We start from the raw sequence: 26,527 nt of genomic DNA, 5'->3' as shown, positions 1-26,527 counted from the left end.
TCACCCCTTAACCTGTTCATTATACAAGACAGATTAAGGGGTGACAATATAATGCAAACTACGATGCAATATCTATATACTAAAATGTTAATGATGTTTAATTTGGAGAATACGGATTTATATGTACGAATACATTTTGTACATTATCTTGTTTCATAAGTATTTCTTTCACATGTTTTCCAATACGGTGTCCTTCTTCTACGGTAATGTATGGATCTACAGACACTTTAATATCGACAATAACATAATGACCATGCTCCCGTGCATATAAAGAACCAATTTTTTTCACACCATCTACTTGAAGAACTGCTTCTCTAAGCGGAATAACATCCTCCTCATGAAGAACATGGTCAAGCGTTGCATGAATTGCTTCCGCTCCAATGCTCCATGCCATTTTTACAACAAGAAGTGAAACAACTAATCCCGCAATCGGATCAGCATATACGAGCCAGTCTATACCAAGCTTACCACCAATTATAGCTGCACAAATACCGATTAAAGCTGCAATTGAAGAAAATACATCCGAACGGTGCTCATATGCATTTGCAATAATTGCATCACTGTTTACTCTTTTCCCTAATCGGAATTTATATTGAAACATTCCTTCTTTCACGACGATTGAAAGAACAACAGCAAATATCGTAATTCCTTTCGGTGGTTCTAGTTCTTGCGAAAAAGCTTTTATAGACGAAATCGCGATTTCAAGTCCCACAATAAATAATAATACCGCAACAATAATCGCCGAAATCGATTCCGCTTTACCATGACCATATGGATGATCCTCATCAGGTGGCTGCTTTGCCGCTCGCAATCCAAAAAGTACAGCTAGCGAACCAATTACATCTGATGCAGAATGCACCGCATCCGCTAACAGTGCTTTACTGTTCCCAATATAACCAATTACCGCCTTTACAATCGCTAATATAATATTACCAACGATCCCGACAATAGCACCAAACTCAGCCTGTTTAAAACGTTCATCTTTTTCCATCATTAAAATCCCTTCTTTTCTTAACCTATCTTTTTATTTTAACAAAAACAGCGATAATACCACCACTTTCTTCCATCTTCTTTCTGTTAAAAAGTTGCTATCTTATTGTATCCACAAACGAAAAAAGAGATGCCTCATAAAGAGACATCATCTTTTCTATACTTGCGGTTCAGATTCTACTTTCTCAACCTTTTTCTTGTTTTTGCCCTTTTTCAAACGACGGTTTTCAAGCATTAACCAAATTTGAGAAGCAACGAAAACAGAAGAATACGTACCTACAACTAATCCAACTAGTAACGCAAACGAGAAGTTACGTAGTGACTCACTACCGAAGATAAGCAGTGCAATTACTGGGAATAACACTGTTAATACGGTGTTAATCGAACGACCAAGCGTTTGGCGAATACTTGCATTTACGATTTCTTCTAAGTCTTTTATATCGCGAACTCGTTTTTTCTGTTTGTATAATTCACGGTTTCTATCAAATGTAACGATTGAATCATTAATAGAATAACCGATGATTGTTAACACTGCAGCGATAAACGTTAAGTCTACCTCTAATTGGAAAATACTAAATATAACAATCATAACGAACGCATCATGTAATAATGCAAGTACTGCAGATAATGCGTACGTAAATCGGAATCGAATACTTACGTATAAAATGATAACCGCAGAAGCGATTAATACTGCGATAAATGCATTTCGTGCAATTTCTTTCCCGATTGTTGGTGAAACTGTACTTACGTTTGGATCTGTACCATATTTATCGTGGAAGAATGTTTTTGTTTTTGCAATTTCATCTTTTGATAGAACACCTAATGTACGAACTGCGAATCCTTTATTGTCATCTCCAGTCGGTACAATATTTTCTTCCTTCACATCAATGTTCAACTCTTTAAAATCTTTATGAACATCAGACACAGTAACTGCTTGTTTTGATTGCAAGTCGATACGTGTACCACTCGCAAAGTCAATACCAAGATTCAATTTGAAAATTGGCAAGATAATTGCACCTGCAATTACAACTACAATCGAGAAGATAAGGAATTTATGACCGACATTTACGAAATTAATACGATCAAATTTCGTTGGTGGATGTACTACACCTTTTGTTAATGGAATAATATCCTTTTGCTTCACACCAAAGTATCCTGGTTTTTTATCGAAGTAACGGCTCTTTACTAGTAAACTTAGTAAGAAACGAGTACCGAATACGTTCGTAATGAAACCGACTAAAATACTTACGATTAAACTTGTTGCGAACCCTTTTACGGAACTATTACCGTAAACGAATAACACACCAGCTGCTGCAAGTGTTGTAATGTTCGCATCTAAAATCGTTGCTAATGAACGATGGTTACCAGCACGGAATGCTGACATCATTGACTTACCAATTTTCAGCTCTTCTTTCAGTCTCTCGTACGTAATAATATTCGCATCAACAGCGATACCTACCCCGAGCACTAACGCCGCAATACCCGGCAGCGTAAGAACTGCATGCATCCAGTTAAAGACAAGTAACGTAACGAAAATGTATAAACCTAACATAATAACCGCTACAAGTCCTGGTAAACGGTAGAATACAAGCATAAATAAGAAAATAAGAGCGATACCAATCGCACTAGCGAAAATCGTTTGCTCTAACGCTTGTTGACCAAACTTCGCTCCAACAGATGTTGAATACATTTCTTTTAAATCAACAGGAAGTGCACCTGCATTTAATAAAGATGAAAGTTGTTTCGCACTTTCAACTGTGAAGTTTCCACCTACGATAGATACTTCAGCTTGGTTAAATACTTGGTTTACTGTTGCTGCTGATAAGAACTTCGGATTCGGTTTTGCAGATTCTGCTTTGTACGAATCTTTTCCTTCTTCAAAATCAAGCCAAATTACCATTAAATTCGTTGGTGGTGGCATTTTTGAAATTTTTTCAGTTACTTCACGGAATTTTTCAGCGCTCTTTAGTGTAAGACCTACGCTCGCACGGCCTTGCTCATCAAATGTTTGCTTCGCTCCGCCGCCTTTTAAATCCGTTCCGTCCATAAGAAGATTATCATCTACATCACGGAATGTTAATTTCGCTTGTGTTGATAACATTTCACGTGCTTTTTGCTGATCTTGTACACCAGCAAGCTGTACACGAATTCGATCTTGCCCTTCGATTTGAATGTTCGGCTCACTTACACCGAGAACATTGACACGATTCTCAAGAGCACCTACTGTACTTACAAGTACGTCTCGATCGATTTTGTCACCTTTTTTGGCTGGTTTTACTTCATACAGAATTTCAAAACCACCGCGAAGGTCTAGTCCTAGACTAATTCCTTTTGCTATGTCTTTTCCTGCCGCACCAATTACTCCACCGATTAATAAAACGATGAGGAAAAAGGCGGCAATTCTCGTACCACGCTTTGCCATATGTACCCTCTTTCCGCTACTAACACTTTAAATAAATCTCTTACGATTCACTTTTACACGTGTGCATACGTCTAGTTAGTAGACTTCCTTTCTATAATTTTGCTAGCTCATCACTAGCTGTGCCGGTACGTTTTCACGATACCTGCACTTTCATTATTTGTTTTCTCTCTTCACTACCTCCTTTATATATGATCTTAGACATAATTATTTCCTGATTATCAATACCTATCATTATACTGCAAAAGGAAGAACAAACCAATTGCAGTCGGTTATTTATTTTCATATTCATCAAATGACCAAAGTGGCGCTTGATATGCTTCAACAGTTAAATATGTCATATATTCATTAGCACTTACTGTTAATACGTCATTAACTAATTCATACAATCTAACATCGCTGTCTATCTTCTTCCACTTTTTCACTTTAAGAAACTTCCAAATGTCATCATCTGTCACTCTGTCGTAGCCGAACATTTGAAACTCTTCTACTTTACTTTCTAAAACGACTTGTAACTGTCCGCGGTATGATTCTACCAAAGCCTCTCTATCTAACATCTATAACATCTCCTTCTTATTTCGCACGAAAAGTCGCTTTTATTCCCGCTCTAATGGACAGCAATAACTACTTTCAAGAGCACTATCATACTTCACTCTCTTAAATGCTTGTCATTCTTGTCTCGTACGTGCATATAAATTATTGTAAATCATTCCATTGATTTTGAGAAGGTAGGAGAAGAACATGACGAGACAAAGCTTTTTAAAAGGCGCATTTATTTTAATGATAGCCGGCTTTATTACAAAAATACTCGGCTTTATCAACCGCATAGTAATGGCACGTATTTTGGGAGAAGAAGGCGTTGGTCTTTATATGATGGCCGTTCCTACATTCATTTTAGCAATTACATTGACACAAATTGGTCTTCCTGTTGCAATCGCAAAATTTGTAGCAGAAGCGGAAGCTGTGAACGATAAACAAAGAGTTAAAAAAATATTAACCGTATCACTAGCTGTTACATCCGTTATTAGTATCATTTTAACAATCGGAATTATGTTCCTCACACCTATTTTAGCAAAAACATTATTAACCGACGAAAGAACGTACTATCCATTAATGGCCATTTTGCCCGTTGTTCCTGTTATTGCTGTTTCTTCTGTTTTGCGTGGTTACTTTCAAGGGAAACAAAACATGAAACCTAGCGCTTATGCGCAAGTTCTAGAACAAGTCGTCCGCATTACCATTATCGCTATATGCATTCAATTATTTTTACCTTACGGCATAGAATACGCTGCAGCCGGCGCTATGTTATCAGCTGTTCTCGGTGAAGTTGCATCCTTATTATTTTTACTCACGTTATTTCAGCGAGAAAAACATTTATCAATACGCTCTGGATTTTTCACTACTGTAAAGGAAAGCAAAGGAACATTTTATTCTCTGATGGATATTGCCCTTCCAACTACAGGAAGTCGTTTAATCGGCTCCGTTTCCTATTTTTTTGAACCTATTGTCGTTATGCAAAGCTTAGCAATCGCTGGTGTCGCTGCTTCTATTGCAACCCAGCAATACGGTATATTAAACGGTTATGCATTCCCGCTCCTATCACTACCCGCCTTTATTACATACGCTCTCTCTACAGCGCTCGTTCCTTCTATTAGTGAAGCAATGGCAAAAAGACAACATAAATTAGTAGAGCACCGTTTACAACAAGCACTTCGAATTTCATTAATTACCGGCGGATGGTCTGTCGTTATATTATACGTATTCGCTTCTCCTGTTTTAACTCTTATGTATGGATCAGACAGCGCAACAGCATTCATTCAACTTCTTGCGCCTTGCTTTTTATTTCATTATTTCCAAAGTCCACTTACCTCTGTTTTGCAAGCTTTAAACTTAGCAAGAGCTGCAATGATGAATACATTTATTGGTGCCATCGTGAAATTAATCGTTATTTTTGTACTAGCATCAAGGCCAGAATTTCAAATGATGGGGGTTGCTCTCGCTATTGCTGCAAATATTGTAACAGTAACATTTCTTCACTACGCTACTGTTTTAAAAAAGATTACATTTACCATTTACGCAAAAGACTATATTTTCGGCGGACTTGCCATCGGTATCGCGGGCGCCTTCGGTTTTTATCTTCATAAATATATTATTTTCTCTCATGCCCTTGGCATACAAACATTATGGGAAATCACTTTAACAACAATTGTTTATATCGTACTTCTCTTCACTTTCAAACTCATTCGAAAAGAAGAGTTAAGTCGTCTCCCTATCATTCGTAAACTTTCATTTTTGAAATAAGTTGAAACTTTAATCAGTGGGGTAATCTCCACTGATTATTAGTTAAACTAATCATTCTTACTCTTTCAAAGGATAAATCTCTAATTTTCTTTTACATCAACAAAAAATTTTCCGTTTTGAAAACTACAGTATAAAATTTGTGTTACATCGTTATAACCTAAGTTTTTTAATTTCTCAATAAGCCATTCATCTGTATGTTCAATCATTTGTAAATGACTAGATTGAATTTCTCCATCAATAATAAGAGGAAGCGTAAACTGCAATGTATCTTGTTTATTTTTTTGTTTTTGAAAGACAGATAACTTCCCAGACGGTTCCAAAATAGCATATTCTACATCCCGAATATCTCCAACTCCTTGTTCCCTTAATTGCATCATTAAATCATCTATATTATAACGTTGCTTTCTCATCTTCTTTTCATCAATCTTTCCCGCGTTTACAAGAATAGCCGGCTCACCTTCTATTAAATGCCGAAAGCGTTGATACTTTAGGGAAATGACTGACAAAATAATTTGGATGCACATAAGAAAAGTCATCGGAACTAATTGATGCCAAAGTGATTTATCGGTATTTTCAATTGCCACTACGGCCATTTCTCCAAGCATAATAAATACGACTAAATCTAATACACTTAGTTCTCCTATCTCACGTTTACCCATAAGACGAAAAATAATTAAGATGATGATATATAAAAGCATTGTCCGTCCAATTATTGATATCCATTCCATTTCTACATCTCCTTTTTTACGTATAGACTCCCCTATAAAAAAGAAACTAGTCTAACTTAGACAAAAGAAAAATATGCTTGTATTAAAAAGGGGGAATGTATAAATGGATGGAACGAAAAAATTATCCACTGCAATCGGCTTCGGTATTATTACACTATTAATTCTCGCATCTCTTACTAGCATGATTATGGCTCTTTTATTAAAGTTTACGAATATAAACGAAGGGACATTAGCCGTTACTATTTTTATACTCGCTCTTTTATCTATGCTTATGTCTGGTTTTATTGCTGGTAAAAAAGCTCAAGGGAAAGGATGGCTAGTAGGTCTCACAACAGGTCTCACGTTCACTATACTCGTTTTTCTAGTTAACTATTTAGGCTTTTCTCAAACTTTATCGAACTCACAATTACTTTATCAATTAGCATTAATGGGGGCGAGTACACTCGGTGGTATTTTCGGTGTAAATATGTCAAAGCAAAGTAACTAAAAAAGGCCCTGCATATTTTATGCAGGGCCTTCCAAATTAGTTTTTCACAACTTCACGAATCGCATTGCGATCGAAAGTTAAGTGTGAACCACCAGATTTAATAACAATTTTCGTCTCATCTACTGATTCGATTGTACCGTGTAAACCACCGATTGTTACGATAGCATCACCTTTTGCTAACTCACTTTGCATTTGAGCAACTGCTTTTTGACGTTTTTGTTGCGGGCGAATTAATAAGAAATAGAAAATCGCAAACATCGCAACGATCATAACGATATTCATCATACCTGCATTCATCTTTTGTTCCTCCTTTTAAATTATGTATTAGAAGTTTTTAGCATTCGGTTTATTAAAGCCATACTGTTCAAAGAACTCTTCGCGGAAATCGCCAAGACGGTCTTCACGAATAGCTTGTCTCACCTGCTCCATTAAGTTTAACAGAAAATGAAGGTTGTGATAAGACGTTAAACGAATTCCGAACGTTTCATCACATTTCATTAAGTGACGAATGTACGCACGAGAGTAGTTTTTACATGTGTAGCAATCACAGTTTGGATCAAGCGGACCGAAGTCTCTTGCGAATTTCGCATTTTTTACAACGAGGCGACCTTCACTTGTCATACATGTACCATTTCGAGCGATACGAGTTGGAAGTACGCAGTCAAACATATCAATACCACGAATTGCGCCATCGATTAACGAGTCAGGAGAACCTACCCCCATTAAGTAACGAGGCTTATTATCTGGAAGAAGTGGTGTTGTAAACTCAAGTACACGGTTCATAATATCTTTCGGTTCACCTACAGATAAACCACCTACAGCGTAACCAGGGAAGTCCATTGAAACAAGATCTTTCGCACTTTGACGACGAAGCTCTTCGTACTCTCCCCCCTGTACAATACCGAATAAGCCTTGATCTTGCGGACGTTCATGCGCTTTTAAGCAACGTTCTGCCCAGCGGCTCGTACGCTCTACAGATTTCTTCATATATTCAAAAGTAGCTGGGAATGGTGGACACTCATCAAATGCCATCATAATATCTGAACCTAATGCATTTTGGATTTCCATCGCTTTTTCTGGTGATAAGAATAATTTATCTCCATTTAAGTGATTACGGAAATGAACGCCTTCCTCTTCAATACGACGGAAGTCACTTAAACTGAATACTTGGAAACCACCAGAATCTGTTAAGATTGCACGATCCCAGTTCATAAATTTATGCAAACCGCCTGCTTCACGAATAATTTCATGACCTGGACGTAGCCATAAATGATACGTATTACTTAAAATAATGCCAGAATCCATTGCTTTTAATTCTTCTGGTGACATTGTCTTAACTGTTGCAAGTGTACCAACTGGCATAAATGTTGGTGTATCAAATGAACCGTGCGGCGTATGCACACGACCTAAACGGGCACCCGTTTGTTTACATGTCTTAATAAATTCATAACGAATTGCTGTCATAACTTACTCCTTTTATTTGTTTCTCATTTTAGCGTGAGATGCAACGAACATTGCATCACCGAAGCTAAAGAAACGATATTTTTCTTTTACTGCTTCATTATAAGCATGAAGTACATTATCTCTATTTGCAAATGCACTTACAAGCATAATTAATGTTGATTTCGGTAAATGGAAGTTTGTAATTAAACCATCAATTGCTTTAAATTCATATCCCGGATACATGAAAATATCTGTCCATCCAGAAGCGGCGCAAAGCTTACCTTCATGATCTGTTGCAATTGTTTCTAACGTACGAGTTGATGTCGTACCTACAGTAATAATACGTCCACCATTCTCTTTCACACGATTTAATAATGCCGCTGTCTCTTCAGACATATGATAATATTCTGCGTGCATATGGTGTTCTTCAATCGTGTCTGCAGAAACTGGTCTAAATGTTCCAAGTCCTACGTGAAGTGTAATGAATGCTAACTGAACGCCTTTTAGCTTTAACTTCTCAAGTAACTCTTCTGTAAAGTGAAGTCCCGCAGTCGGCGCTGCTGCTGAACCGATTTCTTTCGCATATACTGTTTGATAGCGATCGCGATCTTCTAGCGTCTCTTTAATATATGGAGGAAGTGGCATTTCCCCAAGTTCATCTAAAATTTCATAGAAGATGCCGTCATATGAAAATTCAAGCTGACGTCCACCTTGATCTGCAGTTCCTGTGCAAGTTGCTTTTAATTTCCCTTCGCCAAAAGAGATAACAGTTCCTTCTTTTACACGTTTCGCTGGCTTTACAAGCGTTTCCCACTTATCACCTTCTTCTTGTTTTAAAAGAAGTACTTCAATGTGCGCGCCTGTATCTTCTTTCACACCGTGCAAACGAGCAGGCATAACTTTCGTTTCATTTAAAACTAAGCAATCCCCCTCATGTAAGTAAGAAAGAATATCCGTAAAATGCTTATGCTCAATATCACCTGTTTCACGGTCTAACACCATTAATCTTGATGTTTCACGCTCTTCTAACGGGACTTGTGCAATAAGTTCTTCTGGTAAATGAAAATCAAACAGATTTATATCCATAGCTATATCCACCTATTTCTTATTTAAATCGATTTATTATATACATAATAAAAGATAATACAATACTTAACACAATACATGTAATGATAGGAAAATAAAAGGTAACGTTTCCTTTTTTTACAAAAATATCGCCTGGAAGCCTTCCAATGAACTTCCAAGCTAATCCAACAACGATGAGTAAGATCCCGGCTGTAATAAGCAGCTTTGGCATCTCCGTCATACTTTTGGTATCTCCATTCCGAAATGTTCATACGCAAGCGGCGTTACAATTCGGCCCCTCGGCGTTCGTTGTAAAAAGCCAATTTGTAATAAATACGGCTCATACACATCTTCAATCGTATGAGATTCTTCTCCAATTGTTGCTGAAACCGTTTCTAATCCAACTGGACCGCCACGGAATTTCTCAATAATACCAAGCAGTAATTTATGATCAATATGATCTAGACCTAATTTATCTACTTGCAGTAGCTCTAATGCCATTTGTGTAATTTCCATCGTAACCGTTCCATTACCACGAACTTGTGCGAAATCACGTACACGTCTTAAAAGACGATTCGCAATACGAGGTGTACCACGAGCACGTCTTGCAATTTCTAATGCAGCTAACGAATCGATTTCAACTTCAAATACTTCTGCTGTACGTTCAACAATCGCAGAAAGCTGATCTACTGTGTAGTACTCTAACCTTGAAAGTACACCAAAGCGGTCACGAAGCGGTGCCGATAATGCTCCAGCACGTGTTGTTGCTCCAACTAATGTAAATGGCGGTAAATCTAGGCGTACAGAACGTGCTGAGGGCCCTTTTCCAATTACAATATCAAGGCAAAAGTCTTCCATCGCAGGATACAATACTTCTTCAATTGATCTATGCAAACGATGAATTTCATCAATAAATAATACATCACCTGGCTGAAGCGCTGTTAATACAGCAGCTAAATCTCCTGGTCTTTCAATTGCGGGACCTGAAGTTGTTCTAACATTAACGCCCATCTCATTGGCAATAATATTCGCAAGCGTCGTTTTACCAAGACCTGGTGGTCCATATAAAAGCACGTGATCTAACGTTTCTTCACGCATTTTCGCCGCTTCAATAAATACTTCTAAATTATGTTTCGCTTTATCTTGGCCAATATACTGACGGAGCGTCTGTGGCCGTAATGAATATTCTAAATCCGCATCTTCATATGCAGATTCCCCTGAAAGGAGACGTTCGTCCATTATACTCACCTCTTACCATTTAGTAAAAGACTAAGTGCCTTTTTAATATACTGATCCGTCGTTAATGCTTCTTTTAATAACTCTGGTACAACACGAGAAACTTCGCGTTCTGCGTATCCAAGTGCGCGCAGAGCTTCCAGTGCCTCATCAAGCTCAGCTGATGAACCTTTATTCTCATCAAAACGTTCTGTGTCTGAGAATAAATCAACAAATGCATCTGGTACGACATCTGCTAGTTTTCCTTTTAAATCTAAAATCATTTGGCGTGCTGTTTTCTTTCCGACGCCTGGGAATTTCACTAAAAACTTCTCATCTTCATGCTCAATCGCTTGAACGACCTGTCCTGTTTGACCAGAAGCTAAAATTGCAAGAGCGCCTTTTGGCCCAATGCCAGACACGCCTAACAACTTTGTAAATAATAAACGCTCTTCACGTGTTTTAAAACCGTAAAGTGCCATAATATCTTCTCTCACATAATGATATGTATAGACACGGATTTCTTGCTTACTTCTTTGAAATACATACGGATTTGGTGTGAAAATTTGATAACCAATTCCATTATGATCAATTACGACATATTCCGGCCCTACATACTCCACGTAACCTGTAACATATTCAAACAAAATACGATCTCTCCCTCTTAAATCATGTATTCCATTTTAACATATTTAATGATAGAAAAGCGAGACTGCCCCAACAAATGTTCTCCACTTGAAACTTCTGTTATTTTCCATTGACAGAAAGGTTAAAGCACCTTAATATACAGAAGTCGATAATGATTATCAATACTAATTAAAGGGGTTACATCAGGATGAAACGTAAGCTATTTATTTTATTTACTATTATGCTTGTTGTTCTTTCTATCGTTGGCTGTTCTTCTCAAAAAGAAGAATCGAAAGCAAAAGAACAACCGAAAACAAAAGTTGTAAAACATGCTAAAGGTGAAGCTACAATTCCAGTAAATCCAAAGAGAATTGTTGACTTATCTGGATCAACAGAAGAACTATTACTTCTTGGACATAAACCTGTTGGTACAGCAAATACATATAAAGATAAAATCCAAAATCACTTAACAGACAAGTTAGATGGAGTAAAAGCAGTAGGTTGGTACTGGGCACCTAAAGTTGATTTAGAAGCTGTTACTGCTTTAAAACCAGACTTAATTATTTTAAACAACCGTCAATTAAAAATTTATGATCAACTAGAAAAGGTTGCACCTACAGTTGTTCTAGAAACAAACTTAGAAGACTGGCGTGGTAAGTTTAAAGAAGTAGGTAAGCTATTTGACGAAGAGAAGAAAGCAGACAAATGGATTGCAGACTACGATAAGAAAGCAGACTCTTTATCTAAAAAAATTAAAGAGAAAACAAAAGATGAGAACTTTATGTTCGTTGCAGTTACACCACAAAACTTCCGTGTATACGGTAGCTTCGGATACGGTGACATCATCTTTAATGACTTAAAACTTCCAGCAACAAAAGGTACGGATTTAAAACAAACGATGGCGCAAGTATCACTAGAAGGTCTAGTTGCATTCCAGCCTGACCAAATGTTTATTGTAAACTTCGGCGGCGAAGCTGATAAAGTTTACGAAGACTACAAAAACAGTGCCGTTTGGAAAGACAATAAAGCAGTTAAAAATAATCACGTATATGAAGTATCGAATGAAGTCTTCAATACGAAAGCATTCAATCCAATCGGAAAAGATATGCTAATTGATGAAATCGCAAAAGAAATTTTAGCTAAAAATAAATAAGAAAAAAAGCAGCTCACCATGAGCTGCTTTTTTTCTTACTTTGAACTGCGTATTGCTTCATTTTTTCAATCGTCTTCACAAAACCTTCTTTTGATTTAATACGAATGCCACGTTTCAATTTCGCACGTTCATAGCTCTCAAGCTTTTTCATATCAATTTGAAAGAAAGAATGGATCGCATTATCATTTTTTGGCACACCTTTGAAAATTTGTAATATCCCTTCCTCTGAAACACCAAAATACCCGCTCGTTTTCAATAACGGAGAAATATCATCAACTTTCTTTTGCAATACAATTTGTACATCATCACGATCAACGAGCTGCCATTCTTTATACTGCTGTAAAAACTTTTCTAAATCCGTCACTTTTTCTGTAAGTATTTCTTCGCTTACTTCGCCATCAACATACATACGCTCTAATAAAATTGTAACCTCAGGTTCTTTTTTCGTTACTTTTGGTACTGGCCCTTCCGCCTTCACATTCGTTTCATAAACGAAACAAAACATCATAACGAAAGCTTGCATCGCAATCAGTATCCATTTCATTTCCGTTCACCTCTTTTAGGCAAGATCATACTTTCATTAGTAGTTTTTCCGGAAATGGGGGTTTTATCCATATTACATTTCTTTCGAAAATATAAAAAATGCAGATAAGGATTCACCTCATCTGCATGTATCATTTACTTTTATATAAAATGAAAGACGCCTGCAAAGCAGGCGTCTTGATGCGTTTACGGCGAGAGACCAGGCGACCACATTCGCGTGTTTAGCACTTAAGCATATCTCTCGTCTTACGTAAATTAGCTCATCGCTTTGCTAATATAACATTAATAAAGTATAAGTGCAACATGTTTATAAAAATATTTTATTTCCTCTTTCATCTAAACAAATTATATGTAAATTATAAATTGATAAATGTAATATATATGTTACAATTAATGTAACAGCGAAATTATAATAAACAGGAGATGGGTAGTGTGAAAAAAATAAAGGATGAACGTCTCATTCTGCAAACGTAAAAAAACGTACGTATTGCTTTTCTTTTTCAATCACTTGGTATAATCGGTATTTTAGGCTATATCGGATTCACTGAAGGAATAGATCAAATTACGAAATCTCCATTATGGCTAGTATTTATTCTTACGAGTATGATCCTTAGTTATTTACAGTTAAGTGTTTCAATTGATGTAGAAGAAAGTGAAAAGGAGATAAAATTAACTCCTTATTACAAAATTGTTTTACGCTCTCTTATTGTAGGAATCGTTATGGCTATTATTTATATCATTTTCAGTCCAGAAAGCCCCCTATTTGAAGCTATTTTAACAGGTGGTATTCTCTTCATATGCTTTTTAGGTTCTTATTCCGTTAGTTATTTCATTAAAAAACGTCGTTTACAAGACGAAGATGAATAAAGAGGAAGGGCTCCCCCTTCCTCTTTTGTTTTGCTATCGCACTGTACCAGTTAAACCGTAACGAATGTCTCTGAACATATTTCCTATATCACGATTAAAATCGTTTGTAACTGTACCGTTACGTAGACGCGTACTCATTGCATCGACACGAGTAAACATATCATTTCTTACAGAAACATATACGTTTCTGTTTCCAACTTCATTTGCAACAGCTTGACGAATTTCGTTCGCCATCGCCGTTTCATTTGTCACTGTGTTACGTGGTTTTACCGCAATCGCTACATCGTTTCCATATACAACTGTAGACACACGGTCTACGTTATTCATACGTTTCACACGATTTGTTATTCTTTCAGCTGTTTTACCATCATTGTTAATGTATGAATTGTTCATTGTAATATTACGAGTTGGATGCGGATTAGCAATTTGTCCATTGTAATTTACATCACGGTAATAATTGTATCCTGTATCGTTACGACCATTTCTATATGTTACATAATCTGTATAACGATCATTACGCGTCACATTATCACGATACTGGTGTGTATCATTATAAGATGTACGCTCGTAATTGTAGTTACGTCCATCCATTGCATTGTTTTTTGGTGTACCACATGCAGCTAATGCACTAGTAACTAACAAAGAAGCAGCAATCACTTTTACTTTCGTATTCAATACAAAAACCCCCTCTGTTAGAATGAGCTTCTCTACTGAAAAGCTCCCTCTTATGATGAGTAACAGAGAAGGTTTTTACACTGTTAATATTTCACTGGGAATTTTCTAGCACTTCATAAAAAAACTGCATTTTCTTAATCAACAAGAATGCAAAAAAGGCGGGAATACTCCCGCCTTTTTAAACTTCTTCTTCGTCCTCTTCTTCTGAAACGGGCTCTCCAAATACATTTGGTGGATCTGGTTGATAATACATCGTTCCTGGCTGTGGTGCATATGCAGACTGAGTTGGTTGATAATATAAAGGATTCGCATATTGCGGACCGCCTGGTTGTGGACTATATAGTCTACTTTCTCCTCCGCATCCACAATCTTCCTCACCCTGCACAAGCGGCGGCATGTTATTATCCATTGGCATCATATTCTGGTTTGGCATAGACGTATGTTGCGGTCCAAACGGCGCTCCTTGCTGATATGGCATTTGATATGGATTTGGTTGTTGATAATACGGATTCGGCGGCATCATGGGCTGTTGATACGGCATTTGATAGGGCATCATATTTGGTGGTTGATTGTTATCCATAATCGGCATCATATTCGGCATTTGATTGTTATCCATAATTGGCATTATATTCGGCATTTGATTGTTATCCATGATTGGCATCATATTCGGCATTTGGTTATTATCCATAATCGGCATTATATTCGGCATTTGATTGTTATCCATAATTGGCATCATATTCGGCATTTGATTGTTATCCATAATTGGCATCATATTCGGCATTTGATTGTTATCCATAATTGGCATCATATTCGGCATTTGATTGTTATCCATAATTGGCATTATATTCGGTGGTTGATTGTTATCCATAATTGGCATTATATTCGGTGGTTGATTGTTATCCATAATTGGCATTATATTCGGTGGTTGATTGTTATCCATAATTGGCATTATATTCGGCATTTGAATATTTGGCGGTATGACTTGTGGAATAACTACATTTTCTTTCGATACATTTGGCGATACTATATTCCCTACGTTTTCTTTCTTCACTTGTGGTGACACTATATTTCCTACATTTTCTTTTTTCACTTGTGGTGACACTATATTCCCTACATTCTCTTTCTTCACTTGCGGCGACACTATATTTCCTACATTTTCTTTTTTCACTTGCGGCGACACTATATTTCCTACATTTTCTTTTTTCACTTGTGGTGACACTATATTCCCTACATTCTCTTTTTTCACTTGTGGTGACACTATATTCCCTACATTCTCTTTCTTCACTTGCGGCGATATTATATTATTTTTTTTCGTTTGCGGAGAAATGATATTGTTAGGTTTCATTTTACTAATTTGAGGAGCAATTAACTCGCTTCCTTTTTTTATTACATCTGAAATTTTATATTCTTTTTTCGGTTTTATTGGTGGTTGTGGCGGCTGCGGTAATACATTTACCGAAAACTTCGTGTTTTCTTTTTCCGCCGGTTTTTGTTTTTCTATCACAGGTGGTTTTTGAATAACAGACGGTTTTTCAACTGGTTTTTCTTTTTGAATTGGCTGTTCTTTTTGCACCTCTTTTTGCGGCTTTACCTGCATCTCCTTCTGTGGTTTCACCTGTACTTCTTTTTGTGGCTTTACTTGCATCTCTTTCTGCGGTTTTATTTGCACTTCTTTTTGTGTTTGTTGCATAGCTGGCTGCTGTGTAATTGGTGCTGATTGATACGTAACTTCTTCCTCATCTTCTATTCCAAGCGGAGTTGGTGTTGCTGCAAATTCTTTTTGCTGCACTTCTTTTACGTATTGCTTTGGAGGCGCTGAACCTGCTCCAGCCTGTTGTTTCATGTGAACACTCTTTGATGGCACTTTAATTTTCATACCTGGCATGATTAAATCTGGATTACTAAGTTGTGTATTTGTTTTTTTCAACGTGTCAAAATCCACTCCGTACTTTTTCGCAATTTTCCAAAGGGTATCCCCTTTTTGCACGATATGAATTTTCAAATTTTCCCCCTCCTGTATAACTTATCTATAAGTAACAAATCTCATGAAGTAACTCTTTCTAAATAACATTAACTTCTTTTTACTTTTATCACTTCTTCGATTTTCAATATCATTCGAAGTGGAATAAGCATAAAGAACCACAATGATTTCTTCAAAACAATGTATGCCCATTTCGTTCTCGTTATGATTATATGTATGAAAAAAAGCAACGGGAATACCGTTGCTTTACACACGCTCTAACATACGATTTAATGCAAGAACTGCTTCTGCCGTTACTTGTTTGTCTACGCTAATAACGTTAATTTCTTCTCCTCTTTCTATCGTTTCAAGTGTCCATAATAAGTGAGGCAGATCTATTCGATTCATCGTTAAGCACGGACACATAAATGGATTAAGCGAAACAATTTCTTTATCTGGATGTTGCTGAATAATTCGATTCACTAAATTCATTTCTGTACCAATCGCCCATTTGCTACCAGATGGCGCTGATTCAATCATATCAATAATATATTTCGTTGAGCCTGCATAATCTGAAGCAGCTACAACTTCATAGCAACATTCTGGATGTACAATAATATTCATATTAGAATGATTTTTTCGTACACTCTCAATATTCTTCACTGTAAAATTTTGATGAACAGAACAATGTCCTTTCCATAAAATCACTTGAATTTCTTCTATATCCCCATCGTACTCTAATGAATCTGTGTGCGGGTCCCATACTGCCATTTTATCTAACGGGATACCTAGATCGTACGCTGTATTTCTCCCTAAATGTTGGTCTGGTAAAAAGACGAGACGTTCTTTTTGAGTAAACGCCCAAGATACCATTTGCTTTGCATTAGAAGAAGTTACTGTTGCTCCTCCGTTACGACCACAAAACGCTTTAATTGCAGCTGTAGAGTTCACATATGTTAACGGAATCATCGTATCTCCAAATAATTTAGTGAGCTCTGTCCATGCTCTTTCTGTTTGTTCAATATCTGCCATATCCGCCATCGAACAACCTGCACGCATATCTGGTAAGATGACAACTTGATCATCTGTCGTCAACATATCTGCTGTTTCCGCCATAAAGTGTACCCCGCAAAACACAATGTATTTTGCGTCTTTATTGCTCGCTGCAACTTGCGCAAGTTGAAGTGAATCCCCTGCTGCATCTGAAAATTGTACCACTTCATCTTTTTGATAATGATGCCCTGGAATGAATAACATTTTCCCCATTTTCTCTTTAATTTCACGAACACGCTTTTCCATATCTTCCGTTGACATTGTGTAATAACGCTCTGGTAACATCGTTTCAATCGGCTGTACTTTTTCTAAAATACTCATATACGTTTCTCCCCCTCTAAGCCACTTTCCTTACTCTTCAATATTGAAACTAATATCAAGTGCTTTCACTGAATGTGTTAACGCTCCAAGTGAAATATAATCTACCCCTGTTTTTCCGTATTTCGATAAATCTTCAATTGTGATGCCCCCTGAAGCTTCCGTAACGATGGCACTTGGTACAATCTTTGAAAACTCCCGGATTTCATCTGGCGTACGATTATCGAACATAATAATATCCGCACCAGCAGCGACAGCCTCTCTCACCTGTTCCTCAGTTTCTGTTTCCACTTCTACCTTCACCATATGTCCTAACTTTTCTTTTACTGATGTAACAGCTTTTGTAATAGAACCAGCAAAAGCAATATGATTGTCTTTAATCATGACACCATCATATAAACCGAAGCGATGATTAAATCCACCGCCGCACACGACTGCATACTTATCAAACATACGTAGTCCTGGCATCGTTTTTCGCGTATCACAAATGCGAGTATGACTACTATCTAAAGCAAGAACCGCTTTACGCGTCATCGTCGCTATTCCACTCATACGCTGAATAACGTTTAATATAACGCGCTCTGCTGTTAATAACGATGCGATTGGACCTTGCACTGTTGCAATAATTTCTCCTTTTTCTACAAGATCCCCATCTTTTTTATGAAGCTCTATTTCAATTCTCTCATCAATTAATTTAAATCCTGATTCAATTACTAAACATCCTGCAAAGACCCCTGTATCCTTCGCAAGAAACGTTCCTTTCGAAAGCAAGTTATCTGGAAAAATAAGCTGAGATGTTACATCTCTTTCTCCTATATCTTCTAAAAAAAATCGGTTTAATGCTTCTTTAACTTTTATCGTGTTCATAAAGCCCCTCTTCCCCTCATCACACAAGTTGTAGTTTTCTCTTTACTCGAACAATCTCTTTCTTTCCTATATTTCTATCTGGATAATCACTCCGGTAATGCCCGCCAATACTTTCTTCTCTTTGCAAGGCTGACACAACTATAAGCTCACAAACCGTTAACATATTAATAAGCGTTATCTCTTCATTCGTAAGAACATCATGTTGTAATATCATATTTCGAACACCATACTTACTAAACCATCTCTTCGCATAAGATAAACTTTGCTCTGTTCGCACAATCCCAACATATTTCATCATGTATTTTTGTATTTCTTCTTTCGTCGGTAAATGATTCAGAACGATAAACTTTTCTTCCTTTTCAGCTAGCATGTTCACCTTTTCTTTTGTCTCTCTAGATAAAATGTGTCGTCCGATTCTTTTTCCAAACACAAGACCTTCTAATAATGAATTACTCGCTAATCTATTTGCACCATGAACTCCGTTACAAGCTACTTCACCGACTGCGTATAAGTTCGGAATAGACGTCTCTCCATCACAGTTCGTTTTCACGCCGCCCATGTGAAAATGAGTACCAGGCACGACTGGAATAAGTTTTTTATTTATATCGACTCCATTTGTTTTACATATCGATGACACGGTCGGAAAGCGTTGTTCAAAGTTTTGAATCATTTCGATGTTTAAGTACACTTTTTCACCCGCAAGTAGCTGTTCATGAATAGCCCGTGCGACTACATCACGAGGTGCTAGATCCTGTTCGGAATGTATATCCATCATAAAACGCTGCCCTTTTCCATTTATAAGGACAGCTCCTTCTCCGCGAACAGCTTCGGACACGAGGCCGGAACAACGCCCACCCGCGTATAACATCGTCGGATGAAATTGTATAAACTCTAAATCTACAAGCTCTCCGCCTGCACGGTACACCATTGCAAGTCCGTCGCCTGTAATCGTCTCATCATTAGAAGTAAAGGCGTATAAACCGCCAATACCGCCTGAAGCTAACACCGTACAATCTGCATTGTAACGTTTCAATTCTCCTTTATTGTTGCGAGTTAAAGCCCCAACACATTTATCTTTTTCTATAATAAAATCGAGCACCATTTCCTGTTCCACTACCGTAACGTATGGAGCTACTTCTTGAATAAGATGCTCTAATAAATTCTTTCCTGTTGCATCGCCACCTGCATGTAAAATACGACGTTTTCGATGCGCTCCTTCTTTTCCAAGATGAGGACCTGTTTCATCTCCATCAAATTTCATTCCTCTTTCAATAAGGTTATTAATTTCTTTCGGTCCCTCCTCGACTAAATAACGGACCACTTCTTCATTGTTATAATGACACCCTGCTACTAATGTATCTTCAAAATGATCATTAGGATTGTCATATGTAGCTACCGCTGCGGCAATTCCACCTTGAGCTAAATGTGTATTATTATTACGTTTCGTCTCCTTTGTGATAATAATCACATTCTTTTCGTGACAAATCTCTTTTGCAACACGAAGTGCCGCAACACCACTTCCAATAATTAAGACATCTGCACTTGGCATAATTGTTGCCTCCTACTTTACACTTTTCAACTGTCTTGACACCTATATTTACATAGTTTTAAAATAATGACAAGAGTTTTTTTATAATTCTTATTTTCACTACCATTTAAAAAGTAAAAGAACTGTAACTCTTACTAGAGAGAGGAACTTACATGATGATATATCTTGACTATGCAGCTACTACACCTATGAGCGAGGAAGCGTTACAAACATATATGAAAGCAGCGTCGCAATACTTCGGAAATGAACAAAGTTTACATGATATTGGAGGAACAGCTGCTTCTTTATTACAAGTTTGCCGAAAAACATTTGCGGAAATGATTGGAGGAAAAGAACAAGGAGTATTTTTCACAAGTGGCGGATCGGAATCAAACTATCTTGCGATTCAATCACTTCTAAATGCCCGAACTAAGAAGCATATTATTACGACACCTATGGAACATGCATCCATTCGAAGTTATTTTCAATCTCTAAAATCAAAAGGCTATACGATCACTGAAATTCCTGTTGATAAAAGCGGACTCCTTTGTTTAGTAGATTTAGAGGCAGCTATTACAGAAGATACTGCGCTAGCAAGTATACAGCATGGAAACTCTGAAATCGGAACCGTTCAAAACATTACAGAAATCGGGGCACTTTTAAAAAAATATAATGTTTTATTTCATACAGATTGTGTGCAAACGTTTGGTAAACTGCCTATCCATGTTTTTGAGATGGGCATTGATAGTCTTTCTGTTTCAGCACATAAAATATACGGACCAAAAGGTGTCGGCGCTTGCTACATAAATCCGCAATCTCGCTGGGAGCAAGTATTTCCGGGAACTTCTCACGAAAAAGGATTTCGTCCAGGTACAGTGAACGTTCCCGGCATCGCATCTTTTTTAACAGCTGCTGAAAATATATTAAAAACTCAATGGGAAGAAAGTTTACGTTTTAAAGAGTTACGCTCCTACTTTTTAGGGCAAATACAAACACTTCCGCTAGAAATTGAAGTAGAAGGTCATTCTACTTCTTGTTTACCACATATTGTTGGGGTTACAATAAAAGGAATAGAAGGTCAATATACTATGCTAGAATGTAATCGCCATGGTATCGCCATTTCCACCGGAAGTGCTTGCCAAGTCGGTAAACAAGAACCTTCGAAAACTATGCTTGCAATTGGAAAAACGTATGAAGAGGCCAAACAATATGTCCGCTTCTCTTTCGGACAACAAACAACGAAAGATCAAATTGATACTACTATTCATGCACTACACACAATTGGAAATCAATTTTATAGAGGTGTTAAATCATAATGAAACAAAATGACCAAAAAAAGATTTTAGGTGAAGAAAGACGACAGCTTATCCTTCAGTGGCTTCTCGCTGCAAATGAGCCGTTATCTGGGAATGAACTATCGAAGAAGACAAACGTAAGTAGGCAAGTTATCGTGCAAGATATTTCCTTGCTTAAAGCACGAAACGAACCAATTATTGCGACTGCCCAAGGCTATTTATATTTAAAACCACAAGAGAAACAACAAGCTTTCGAACGCGTAATCGTATGCCAGCACAAACCAGCAGAAGTACGTCAAGAACTTACAATGCTTGTTGACCACGGCGTTACGATTAAAGATGTAAAAGTTGAGCATCCTGTATACGGTGACTTAACAGCATCCATCATGGTAAGCAATCGCTTTGATGTAGAGCAATATTTACAAAAAATCGAAAACACAAATGCTTCCTATCTTTCACAACTAACAGATGGTATTCACTTACATACAATTGAAGCAGATTCTAAAGAAAAGTTAGATGCTGCTTGTGAGGCGTTAGATAAAGCAGGATTTCTGGTTTATTAATGTAAGGCACAGAGTTTTTATCATTCTCTGTGCTTTTTTAATGCTATAATATTGTAATCAATCGTAAAGGAGATCAAATATGGGAATTGAACTCGTTCACTTTAGCATTGGCAAACCGAAACAAATGAAATATGGCGAAGATAAAGAAATGATAACAGGTATATGTAAAGACCCTACAGAAGAGGCCTTTCTCTCAAAAGACGGATTTCGTGGTGATGATGTAGCGGATTTAAAACATCACGGCGGTCCTGATCGTGCTGTTTGTGTGTACCCACACGAGCATTACGCACTATGGGAAGAGGAATTTCAAACTACGCTTCCAGCTTCCACATTTGGCGAAAACATTACCGTAACAAATATGTTAGAGCGTGATGTTTGCATCGGAGATACATATCAACTAGGTGAAACAATCATTCAAGTGACACAATCAAGAGTACCTTGTAGCACAATTTCAAAACGTCTTGGCATCCCTGGCATACTGCCACGCATTGTAGCAACTGGATTTACAGGCTACCTATGCCGCGTTCTTCAAGAAGGTACTGTACGTAAAGATTCTAAAATTACATTACTAGAACGTCAACCGAGCAATGTTTCTGTTTTGTTCTCTAACGAAATTTATTTTCATAATAGAAAAGATAAAGATGGCATTGAAAAAATTCTTGCCGTTCCAGAACTAGCTGATATTTGGCGTGGTCAGTTAGAAGATCGTCTTGCGAAGTTAAAATAAAGAATCACACCAGGTAAAACAGTATTGAGTCCATCATACCAGATGGACTCTTTTTATTTTCTCTTCCTTCACGTCCAAACATATAAAAATATATTTCATATTATATATGGACAACCTTTAATTCTTATATGTGAAGGGAGTGATTAATTATGGCGGATTACTTCTTAAAAAATGGAAAAAAATATTATAAGAAAAATGATCGTCCATGTAATTCTTCAAATTCAGATTCAAATAACTGTTTTATACAGAACTATACTATTTTCGGCACGGGAAATACCCCTCAAGATCTTGATATAACAACTGGAATTCCTCGAACTGTATTTGAAAACTTCACTAAAAATCATAATAAGACACTTATTAAATTTAGTTTCAGTCCTGCATTTGCAACAACGATTAGATTAACAATTGCAAGATTAAACCATCGCTCTCCACTTACATTTACCTTAACACCAGGAGATATTAAAACATTTTTAGTAGAAGATGTTGAGAGTATTACTTTCTCAGATACTGTAGCTCCATCTACACTCAATCTATTAATACAACAAACGAATTGTATTTGCTGCAGTAATTCGAACAATGATGAATCCTACTATTATAATAGTTGTAATGATGCGTACTAAAAACACGACAAAAGAGTTACCTATTCCTAACAGAAAGCCGTCCTAAATATCTTTTAGGACGGCTTCTTTATTTTGCTAGCTTAATTAATCACTTACTTCAATAGAATCGATAGCTTACTCTGCCTCAAACCGAAAAACAGCTTTTCATTTCAATCAAGTTTAACAACAGCTCCCCTCTACAACCAATAAGAAGAATAACTTCCCAACACAGTAACAGAAAAACCGAGTGCTTCAAGTTCCATCGTTACGCCTGGCAATAATACGTCATCATATCCTTTATCGACATCGATTAAGAAAAAGTAATTTCCAAGACCTGTTTTCATCGGACGCGATTCGATTTTTGATAAGTTTAATTTTCTCCATGCGAAAGCTGATAACACTTGATATAGGGCACCTGCATAATCTGCAGGTAACGTTATCATAAGCGTCGTTTTCTCTCCGCGATTCTCTCCGTCATTCGGGAGTACTGCTTTCTTTTTCTTATGGAGTACTAGGAAACGTGTGTGATTATTTTTATGCGTATGAATACTACGCCTCACAATTGTTAATCCGTATTTTTCTGCAGCTGCTTCATTTGCAATAGCAGCAACTTTCTCTTCAGGATGTTCTTTCACATATTGCGCAGCAGCACTTGTGGATGTCATATCTCGAACAGTTACTCCTTTTAATTCTTCATTTAAAAATTTATGGCACTGTGCAATGGCATGCGGATGAGAATGCACTGCATATACTTCACCCCACACTTCTGCATACTGCGGATGTACAAGTAAATGCTGCTGAATTGGTACTGTAATTTCTCCTACAATGGAAAGCGGCTGCTCATGTACAAGGTAATCAACCGTTATATTCACTGAACCTTCTATTGCATTTTCTAACGGTACAACTGCGAAGTCTACATTTTCATTTGCAGCTGCATCTATACAATCTGGAATCGTTCGATACGGCACATGCTCTGCTTCCGGAAAAAAACGACTCACCGCCATATTTGTAAATGTTGCTTCTGGTCCTAAATATCCTACTCGAATCATCGTTTTTTCCCCTCTTTTTCGTTTTCTTACTGTTATACCATACTTTTTTATATTCTTCTATGTAAATTTCGAATATTTAAAAAAGACTAGCATTCGCTAGTCTAAATGTTTCTTATATTCTCTTTGAGCGAAGAAGAAATAAATGATACATGCTGCGATATAAAACAGAATGAACAAACCTACTTTTCTTAATGATCCATCCATAAAAAGCGTATTATGAAACGTATATAACGCAACTGCACTGTGCATACTCCCTACTATAATTGGCGCAAAAAATAGCATACATAATTGCCAACGAGAAATTTTCCATACTTCATCCTTCGTCATTCCAAGTTTAGAGAGTACACCATACTGCTTTCGGTCCGATGCAATATTATGGAACCATTTAAAATAAACGATACTACATGAAGTAAGAAAGAATAATATACTAATAAATGAGCCTACAAATAGAGTAATATCGCCGCCTTCTTTCATATTTACATACAACTCCATATTGCTTCGAAATGCATTATTATCTTGTTTCATATGTTTCCGTAAATCTTCATTTAATTTCTTCGTCTTTTCGATATTTGGTAATGTGTAGCCTCTATATATCATTTTTTCAGAATCAGGAACCTGATTTGCTATACTATCAAAATCTTCATCATTCATAACGAAGAACAGACCATTAATGTACGAAGGATGATGGTTAAATTGAAACCCTTCTTTCTGACCGTTAAATACGAATTGATATGGTTGATTCATTACTTGCAATTGAATCTCTTTTTGATTATATACATTCGAATTATTGTATTTATTATAATAAACGAGTGTCACTGTACCTTTTTTAGGACGATACGTTTTCTGTTTTTGTTTCCTTGCTTCTTGGTTATATTCACTTTCTTTTATAAGCGGTACTATTGTTGTTTCTCCTTTACTAGACTGAAAGGATGCATACACTCCAACAAAACTCATATATTGAAAATCGTCATACTCATATTGATGCAGTAATTTTTCAACCGCACCTTCCTCAAAGACTTCATGAGTAGAAATACCTTTTTCTATGTACGAAAACGAGTGTACCCCTCCAGTTCGCCACATATCTTGCATGCTAGAAAAATATAAGAACACCGTACCTGTTGCTGTAACTACAAACGTCGTTGCCATAGACATCAGAAAGAAAAAGCGACCATTTTCCTTCATTCGATGTGACAATTGATTCACTATAAATAAATACGGATATGTATACATAATCTTTTTATTTCGCTTTATCATTTCTAACACTTGGGTAGCTCCATGTGTAAAAGAAAAGTACGTTCCAAAAAAGACAAGTATAGACACAGGGAAAAAGTATATCACTATCGTAGCCATCGTCACTTGTAGCGCCAACGCATATCCGCCCACTAAACAAGCAAAGCCGAATAAACAGAGCCACTTTGATGTTTTCTTCTCTTTTTTATCTGTTCGAAATTCTTTCAACAACCGAATGATTTTTATATTCCATATACGTAAAGCACTTATAAAAGATAACAAAATAAAAACGACCATATATGTAATAAATGTTACACCAATCGCCCTTACGTCAAATATGACAGGGAGTTCTTTCGGAAGCCCCAGTAACATACTAAATACCATAAAAAAGAGTTTTAAAAATATCATACCAAGCCCAATACCGAAAATATTCGCGAAGACCCCGATTAAAATTTGCTCGGTCATAATCACTCCTATTACGTTAGACTTCGTTGCTCCCATTAACATATATAACCCTAATTCTTTCTTACGTGCTTCTATGAAAATAGAAGTAGAGTACAAAATAAATATGACGAAAAAAGAAATGATTATAACATTACATATGATAAGTCCCCAGCGTACGTTTTGATACCACATCGTCTCTTGCATATATGGATGCACAATGACAGACATATATGCGTAAGAAGCAAATATTGCAAAACAACTACTTAAGAAAAACACTTTATAATTACGCCAATTTCCTTTTATATTTTGCAGCGCTAGTTGCCGAATTTTCATCTATCGTCCTCCTGTAACTTACTACATAGGCAAAAAGCTAGAGGTTCC

The 26,527-nt window shown here is 36.8% G+C and carries 25 protein-coding genes and 1 pseudogene; 8 read left to right on the top strand and 18 right to left on the bottom strand.

The features are described from left to right. Nucleotides 1-97 precede the first annotated feature (97 nt). From ACTFRY_RS02350 to ACTFRY_RS02340, 3 genes are all read right to left on the bottom strand, one after another. Nucleotides 98-991 (bottom strand): cation diffusion facilitator family transporter, encoded by an 894-nt coding sequence (locus ACTFRY_RS02350; RefSeq protein ID WP_000409743.1) that lies wholly within the window; start codon nucleotides 989-991, stop codon nucleotides 98-100. Nucleotides 992-1,147: 156 nt separating this feature from the next. Then, the gene (secDF, locus tag ACTFRY_RS02345; RefSeq protein WP_001119060.1) at nucleotides 1,148-3,412 is read right to left on the bottom strand and encodes a protein translocase subunit SecDF; all 2,265 of its coding nucleotides are present in this window, start codon (nucleotides 3,410-3,412) and stop codon (nucleotides 1,148-1,150) included. A 269-nt stretch (nucleotides 3,413-3,681) separates the two neighbouring features. After that, nucleotides 3,682-3,966, bottom strand: coding sequence for a post-transcriptional regulator (locus tag ACTFRY_RS02340; RefSeq protein ID WP_000886978.1), 285 nt, complete (start codon nucleotides 3,964-3,966; stop codon nucleotides 3,682-3,684). 184 nt (nucleotides 3,967-4,150) lie between these two features. On the opposite strand from ACTFRY_RS02340, the gene spoVB reads away from it, so the two are divergent. Beyond that, nucleotides 4,151-5,710 carry a stage V sporulation protein B gene (spoVB, locus tag ACTFRY_RS02335; RefSeq protein WP_016118661.1) on the top strand — a complete coding sequence of 520 codons (1,560 nt, stop codon included), beginning with the start codon at nucleotides 4,151-4,153 and terminating at the stop codon, nucleotides 5,708-5,710. An 80-nt stretch (nucleotides 5,711-5,790) separates the two neighbouring features. Here the strand turns inward: spoVB and ACTFRY_RS02330 are convergent, their stop codons facing one another. After that, complete coding sequence (locus tag ACTFRY_RS02330) at nucleotides 5,791-6,438, bottom strand: DUF421 domain-containing protein (protein ID WP_000454820.1); 648 nt, start codon at nucleotides 6,436-6,438, stop codon at nucleotides 5,791-5,793. Nucleotides 6,439-6,541: 103 nt separating this feature from the next. On the opposite strand from ACTFRY_RS02330, the gene ACTFRY_RS02325 reads away from it, so the two are divergent. Then, a complete protein-coding gene (locus ACTFRY_RS02325; RefSeq protein WP_000349141.1) occupies nucleotides 6,542-6,925 on the top strand; it encodes a TIGR04086 family membrane protein in 384 nt (127 codons plus the stop codon). Between the two features lie 36 nt (nucleotides 6,926-6,961). On the opposite strand, the gene yajC is transcribed toward ACTFRY_RS02325, so the two are convergent. Genes yajC through ruvA form a run of 6 tightly spaced genes read right to left on the bottom strand, consistent with a single transcriptional unit; the run spans nucleotide 6,962 to nucleotide 11,295 of the window. Next, on the bottom strand, nucleotides 6,962-7,222 hold the full coding sequence (gene yajC, locus ACTFRY_RS02320) for a preprotein translocase subunit YajC (RefSeq protein ID WP_000991115.1): 261 nt from the start codon (nucleotides 7,220-7,222) through the stop codon (nucleotides 6,962-6,964). A 27-nt stretch (nucleotides 7,223-7,249) separates the two neighbouring features. After that, the gene (gene tgt / locus ACTFRY_RS02315) at nucleotides 7,250-8,389 is read right to left on the bottom strand and encodes a tRNA guanosine(34) transglycosylase Tgt (RefSeq protein WP_000125365.1); all 1,140 of its coding nucleotides are present in this window, start codon (nucleotides 8,387-8,389) and stop codon (nucleotides 7,250-7,252) included. Nucleotides 8,390-8,401: 12 nt separating this feature from the next. Next, on the bottom strand, nucleotides 8,402-9,454 hold the full coding sequence (gene queA, locus ACTFRY_RS02310) for a tRNA preQ1(34) S-adenosylmethionine ribosyltransferase-isomerase QueA (protein WP_000354027.1): 1,053 nt from the start codon (nucleotides 9,452-9,454) through the stop codon (nucleotides 8,402-8,404). Between the two features lie 19 nt (nucleotides 9,455-9,473). Further along, nucleotides 9,474-9,674, bottom strand: a complete 201-nt coding sequence (locus ACTFRY_RS02305) for a DUF2905 domain-containing protein (protein ID WP_000138162.1) — start codon at nucleotides 9,672-9,674, stop codon at nucleotides 9,474-9,476. Then, complete coding sequence (gene ruvB, locus ACTFRY_RS02300; RefSeq protein WP_000344449.1) at nucleotides 9,671-10,672, bottom strand: Holliday junction branch migration DNA helicase RuvB; 1,002 nt, start codon at nucleotides 10,670-10,672, stop codon at nucleotides 9,671-9,673. The genes ACTFRY_RS02305 and ruvB overlap by 4 nt, the downstream gene beginning before the upstream one ends. Nucleotides 10,673-10,677: 5 nt before the next feature. Then, nucleotides 10,678-11,295, bottom strand: coding sequence for a Holliday junction DNA helicase RuvA (gene ruvA / locus ACTFRY_RS02295; protein ID WP_000464513.1), 618 nt, complete (start codon nucleotides 11,293-11,295; stop codon nucleotides 10,678-10,680). Nucleotides 11,296-11,483: 188 nt separating this feature from the next. Between ruvA and ACTFRY_RS02290 the strand changes: the two genes are divergently transcribed. Beyond that, nucleotides 11,484-12,428 carry an iron-hydroxamate ABC transporter substrate-binding protein gene (locus ACTFRY_RS02290; RefSeq protein ID WP_000823606.1) on the top strand — a complete coding sequence of 315 codons (945 nt, stop codon included), beginning with the start codon at nucleotides 11,484-11,486 and terminating at the stop codon, nucleotides 12,426-12,428. A gap of 13 nt (nucleotides 12,429-12,441) precedes the next feature. On the opposite strand, the gene ACTFRY_RS02285 is transcribed toward ACTFRY_RS02290, so the two are convergent. Further along, entirely contained in the window at nucleotides 12,442-12,972 is a 531-nt protein-coding gene (locus ACTFRY_RS02285) for a BofC C-terminal domain-containing protein (protein WP_000871178.1), read from the bottom strand. 485 nt (nucleotides 12,973-13,457) lie between these two features. Between ACTFRY_RS02285 and ACTFRY_RS02280 the strand changes: the two genes are divergently transcribed. Then, nucleotides 13,458-13,838 (top strand): branched-chain amino acid ABC transporter substrate-binding protein, encoded by a 381-nt coding sequence (locus ACTFRY_RS02280; protein WP_229172736.1) that lies wholly within the window; start codon nucleotides 13,458-13,460, stop codon nucleotides 13,836-13,838. Nucleotides 13,839-13,871: 33 nt separating this feature from the next. Here the strand turns inward: ACTFRY_RS02280 and ACTFRY_RS02275 are convergent, their stop codons facing one another. The 5 genes and pseudogenes from ACTFRY_RS02275 to nadB form a co-directional block, all read right to left on the bottom strand. Further along, a complete protein-coding gene (locus tag ACTFRY_RS02275) occupies nucleotides 13,872-14,513 on the bottom strand; it encodes a YhcN/YlaJ family sporulation lipoprotein (RefSeq protein WP_001093541.1) in 642 nt (213 codons plus the stop codon). Nucleotides 14,514-16,358: 1,845 nt separating this feature from the next. Beyond that, nucleotides 16,359-16,515, bottom strand: a pseudogene (gene safA, locus ACTFRY_RS02270) (SafA/ExsA family spore coat assembly protein); the annotation flags it as partial. A gap of 225 nt (nucleotides 16,516-16,740) precedes the next feature. Then, entirely contained in the window at nucleotides 16,741-17,847 is a 1,107-nt protein-coding gene (gene nadA, locus ACTFRY_RS02265; RefSeq protein ID WP_000025306.1) for a quinolinate synthase NadA, read from the bottom strand. A gap of 30 nt (nucleotides 17,848-17,877) precedes the next feature. Further along, entirely contained in the window at nucleotides 17,878-18,711 is an 834-nt protein-coding gene (nadC, locus tag ACTFRY_RS02260) for a carboxylating nicotinate-nucleotide diphosphorylase (protein WP_001092207.1), read from the bottom strand. Nucleotides 18,712-18,730: 19 nt separating this feature from the next. Next, the gene (gene nadB, locus ACTFRY_RS02255; protein ID WP_098616171.1) at nucleotides 18,731-20,260 is read right to left on the bottom strand and encodes an L-aspartate oxidase; all 1,530 of its coding nucleotides are present in this window, start codon (nucleotides 20,258-20,260) and stop codon (nucleotides 18,731-18,733) included. Between the two features lie 152 nt (nucleotides 20,261-20,412). On the opposite strand from nadB, the gene ACTFRY_RS02250 reads away from it, so the two are divergent. The 4 genes from ACTFRY_RS02250 to ACTFRY_RS02235 all read left to right on the top strand — a co-directional run bounded on the left by ACTFRY_RS02250 (nucleotide 20,413) and on the right by ACTFRY_RS02235 (nucleotide 23,444). Next, on the top strand, nucleotides 20,413-21,555 hold the full coding sequence (locus tag ACTFRY_RS02250) for an IscS subfamily cysteine desulfurase (RefSeq protein WP_000973758.1): 1,143 nt from the start codon (nucleotides 20,413-20,415) through the stop codon (nucleotides 21,553-21,555). Continuing rightward, nucleotides 21,555-22,097 (top strand): transcription repressor NadR, encoded by a 543-nt coding sequence (locus ACTFRY_RS02245; protein ID WP_000812240.1) that lies wholly within the window; start codon nucleotides 21,555-21,557, stop codon nucleotides 22,095-22,097. Before ACTFRY_RS02250 ends, ACTFRY_RS02245 begins: the two co-directional genes overlap by 1 nt. A gap of 79 nt (nucleotides 22,098-22,176) precedes the next feature. Continuing rightward, nucleotides 22,177-22,824, top strand: a complete 648-nt coding sequence (locus tag ACTFRY_RS02240) for an MOSC domain-containing protein (RefSeq protein ID WP_000510669.1) — start codon at nucleotides 22,177-22,179, stop codon at nucleotides 22,822-22,824. A 149-nt stretch (nucleotides 22,825-22,973) separates the two neighbouring features. After that, on the top strand, nucleotides 22,974-23,444 hold the full coding sequence (locus tag ACTFRY_RS02235) for a hypothetical protein (protein ID WP_000796370.1): 471 nt from the start codon (nucleotides 22,974-22,976) through the stop codon (nucleotides 23,442-23,444). Between the two features lie 176 nt (nucleotides 23,445-23,620). Here the strand turns inward: ACTFRY_RS02235 and pheA are convergent, their stop codons facing one another. Both pheA and ACTFRY_RS02225 read right to left on the bottom strand, forming a co-directional pair. Beyond that, nucleotides 23,621-24,472 (bottom strand): prephenate dehydratase, encoded by an 852-nt coding sequence (pheA, locus tag ACTFRY_RS02230; RefSeq protein ID WP_098616170.1) that lies wholly within the window; start codon nucleotides 24,470-24,472, stop codon nucleotides 23,621-23,623. Between the two features lie 96 nt (nucleotides 24,473-24,568). After that, nucleotides 24,569-26,479, bottom strand: coding sequence for an ABC transporter permease (locus ACTFRY_RS02225; protein WP_098616169.1), 1,911 nt, complete (start codon nucleotides 26,477-26,479; stop codon nucleotides 24,569-24,571). Nucleotides 26,480-26,527 lie beyond the last annotated feature (48 nt).

The sequence above is a fragment of the Bacillus cereus group sp. MYBK195-1 genome, from assembly GCF_051916605.1.
GTDB classification, from domain to species: Bacteria; Bacillota; Bacilli; order Bacillales; family Bacillaceae_G; genus Bacillus_A; species Bacillus_A cereus.
The sequence above is the reverse complement of the archived record's forward strand: the minus strand, read 5'-3'. Positions and strand labels throughout refer to the sequence as shown.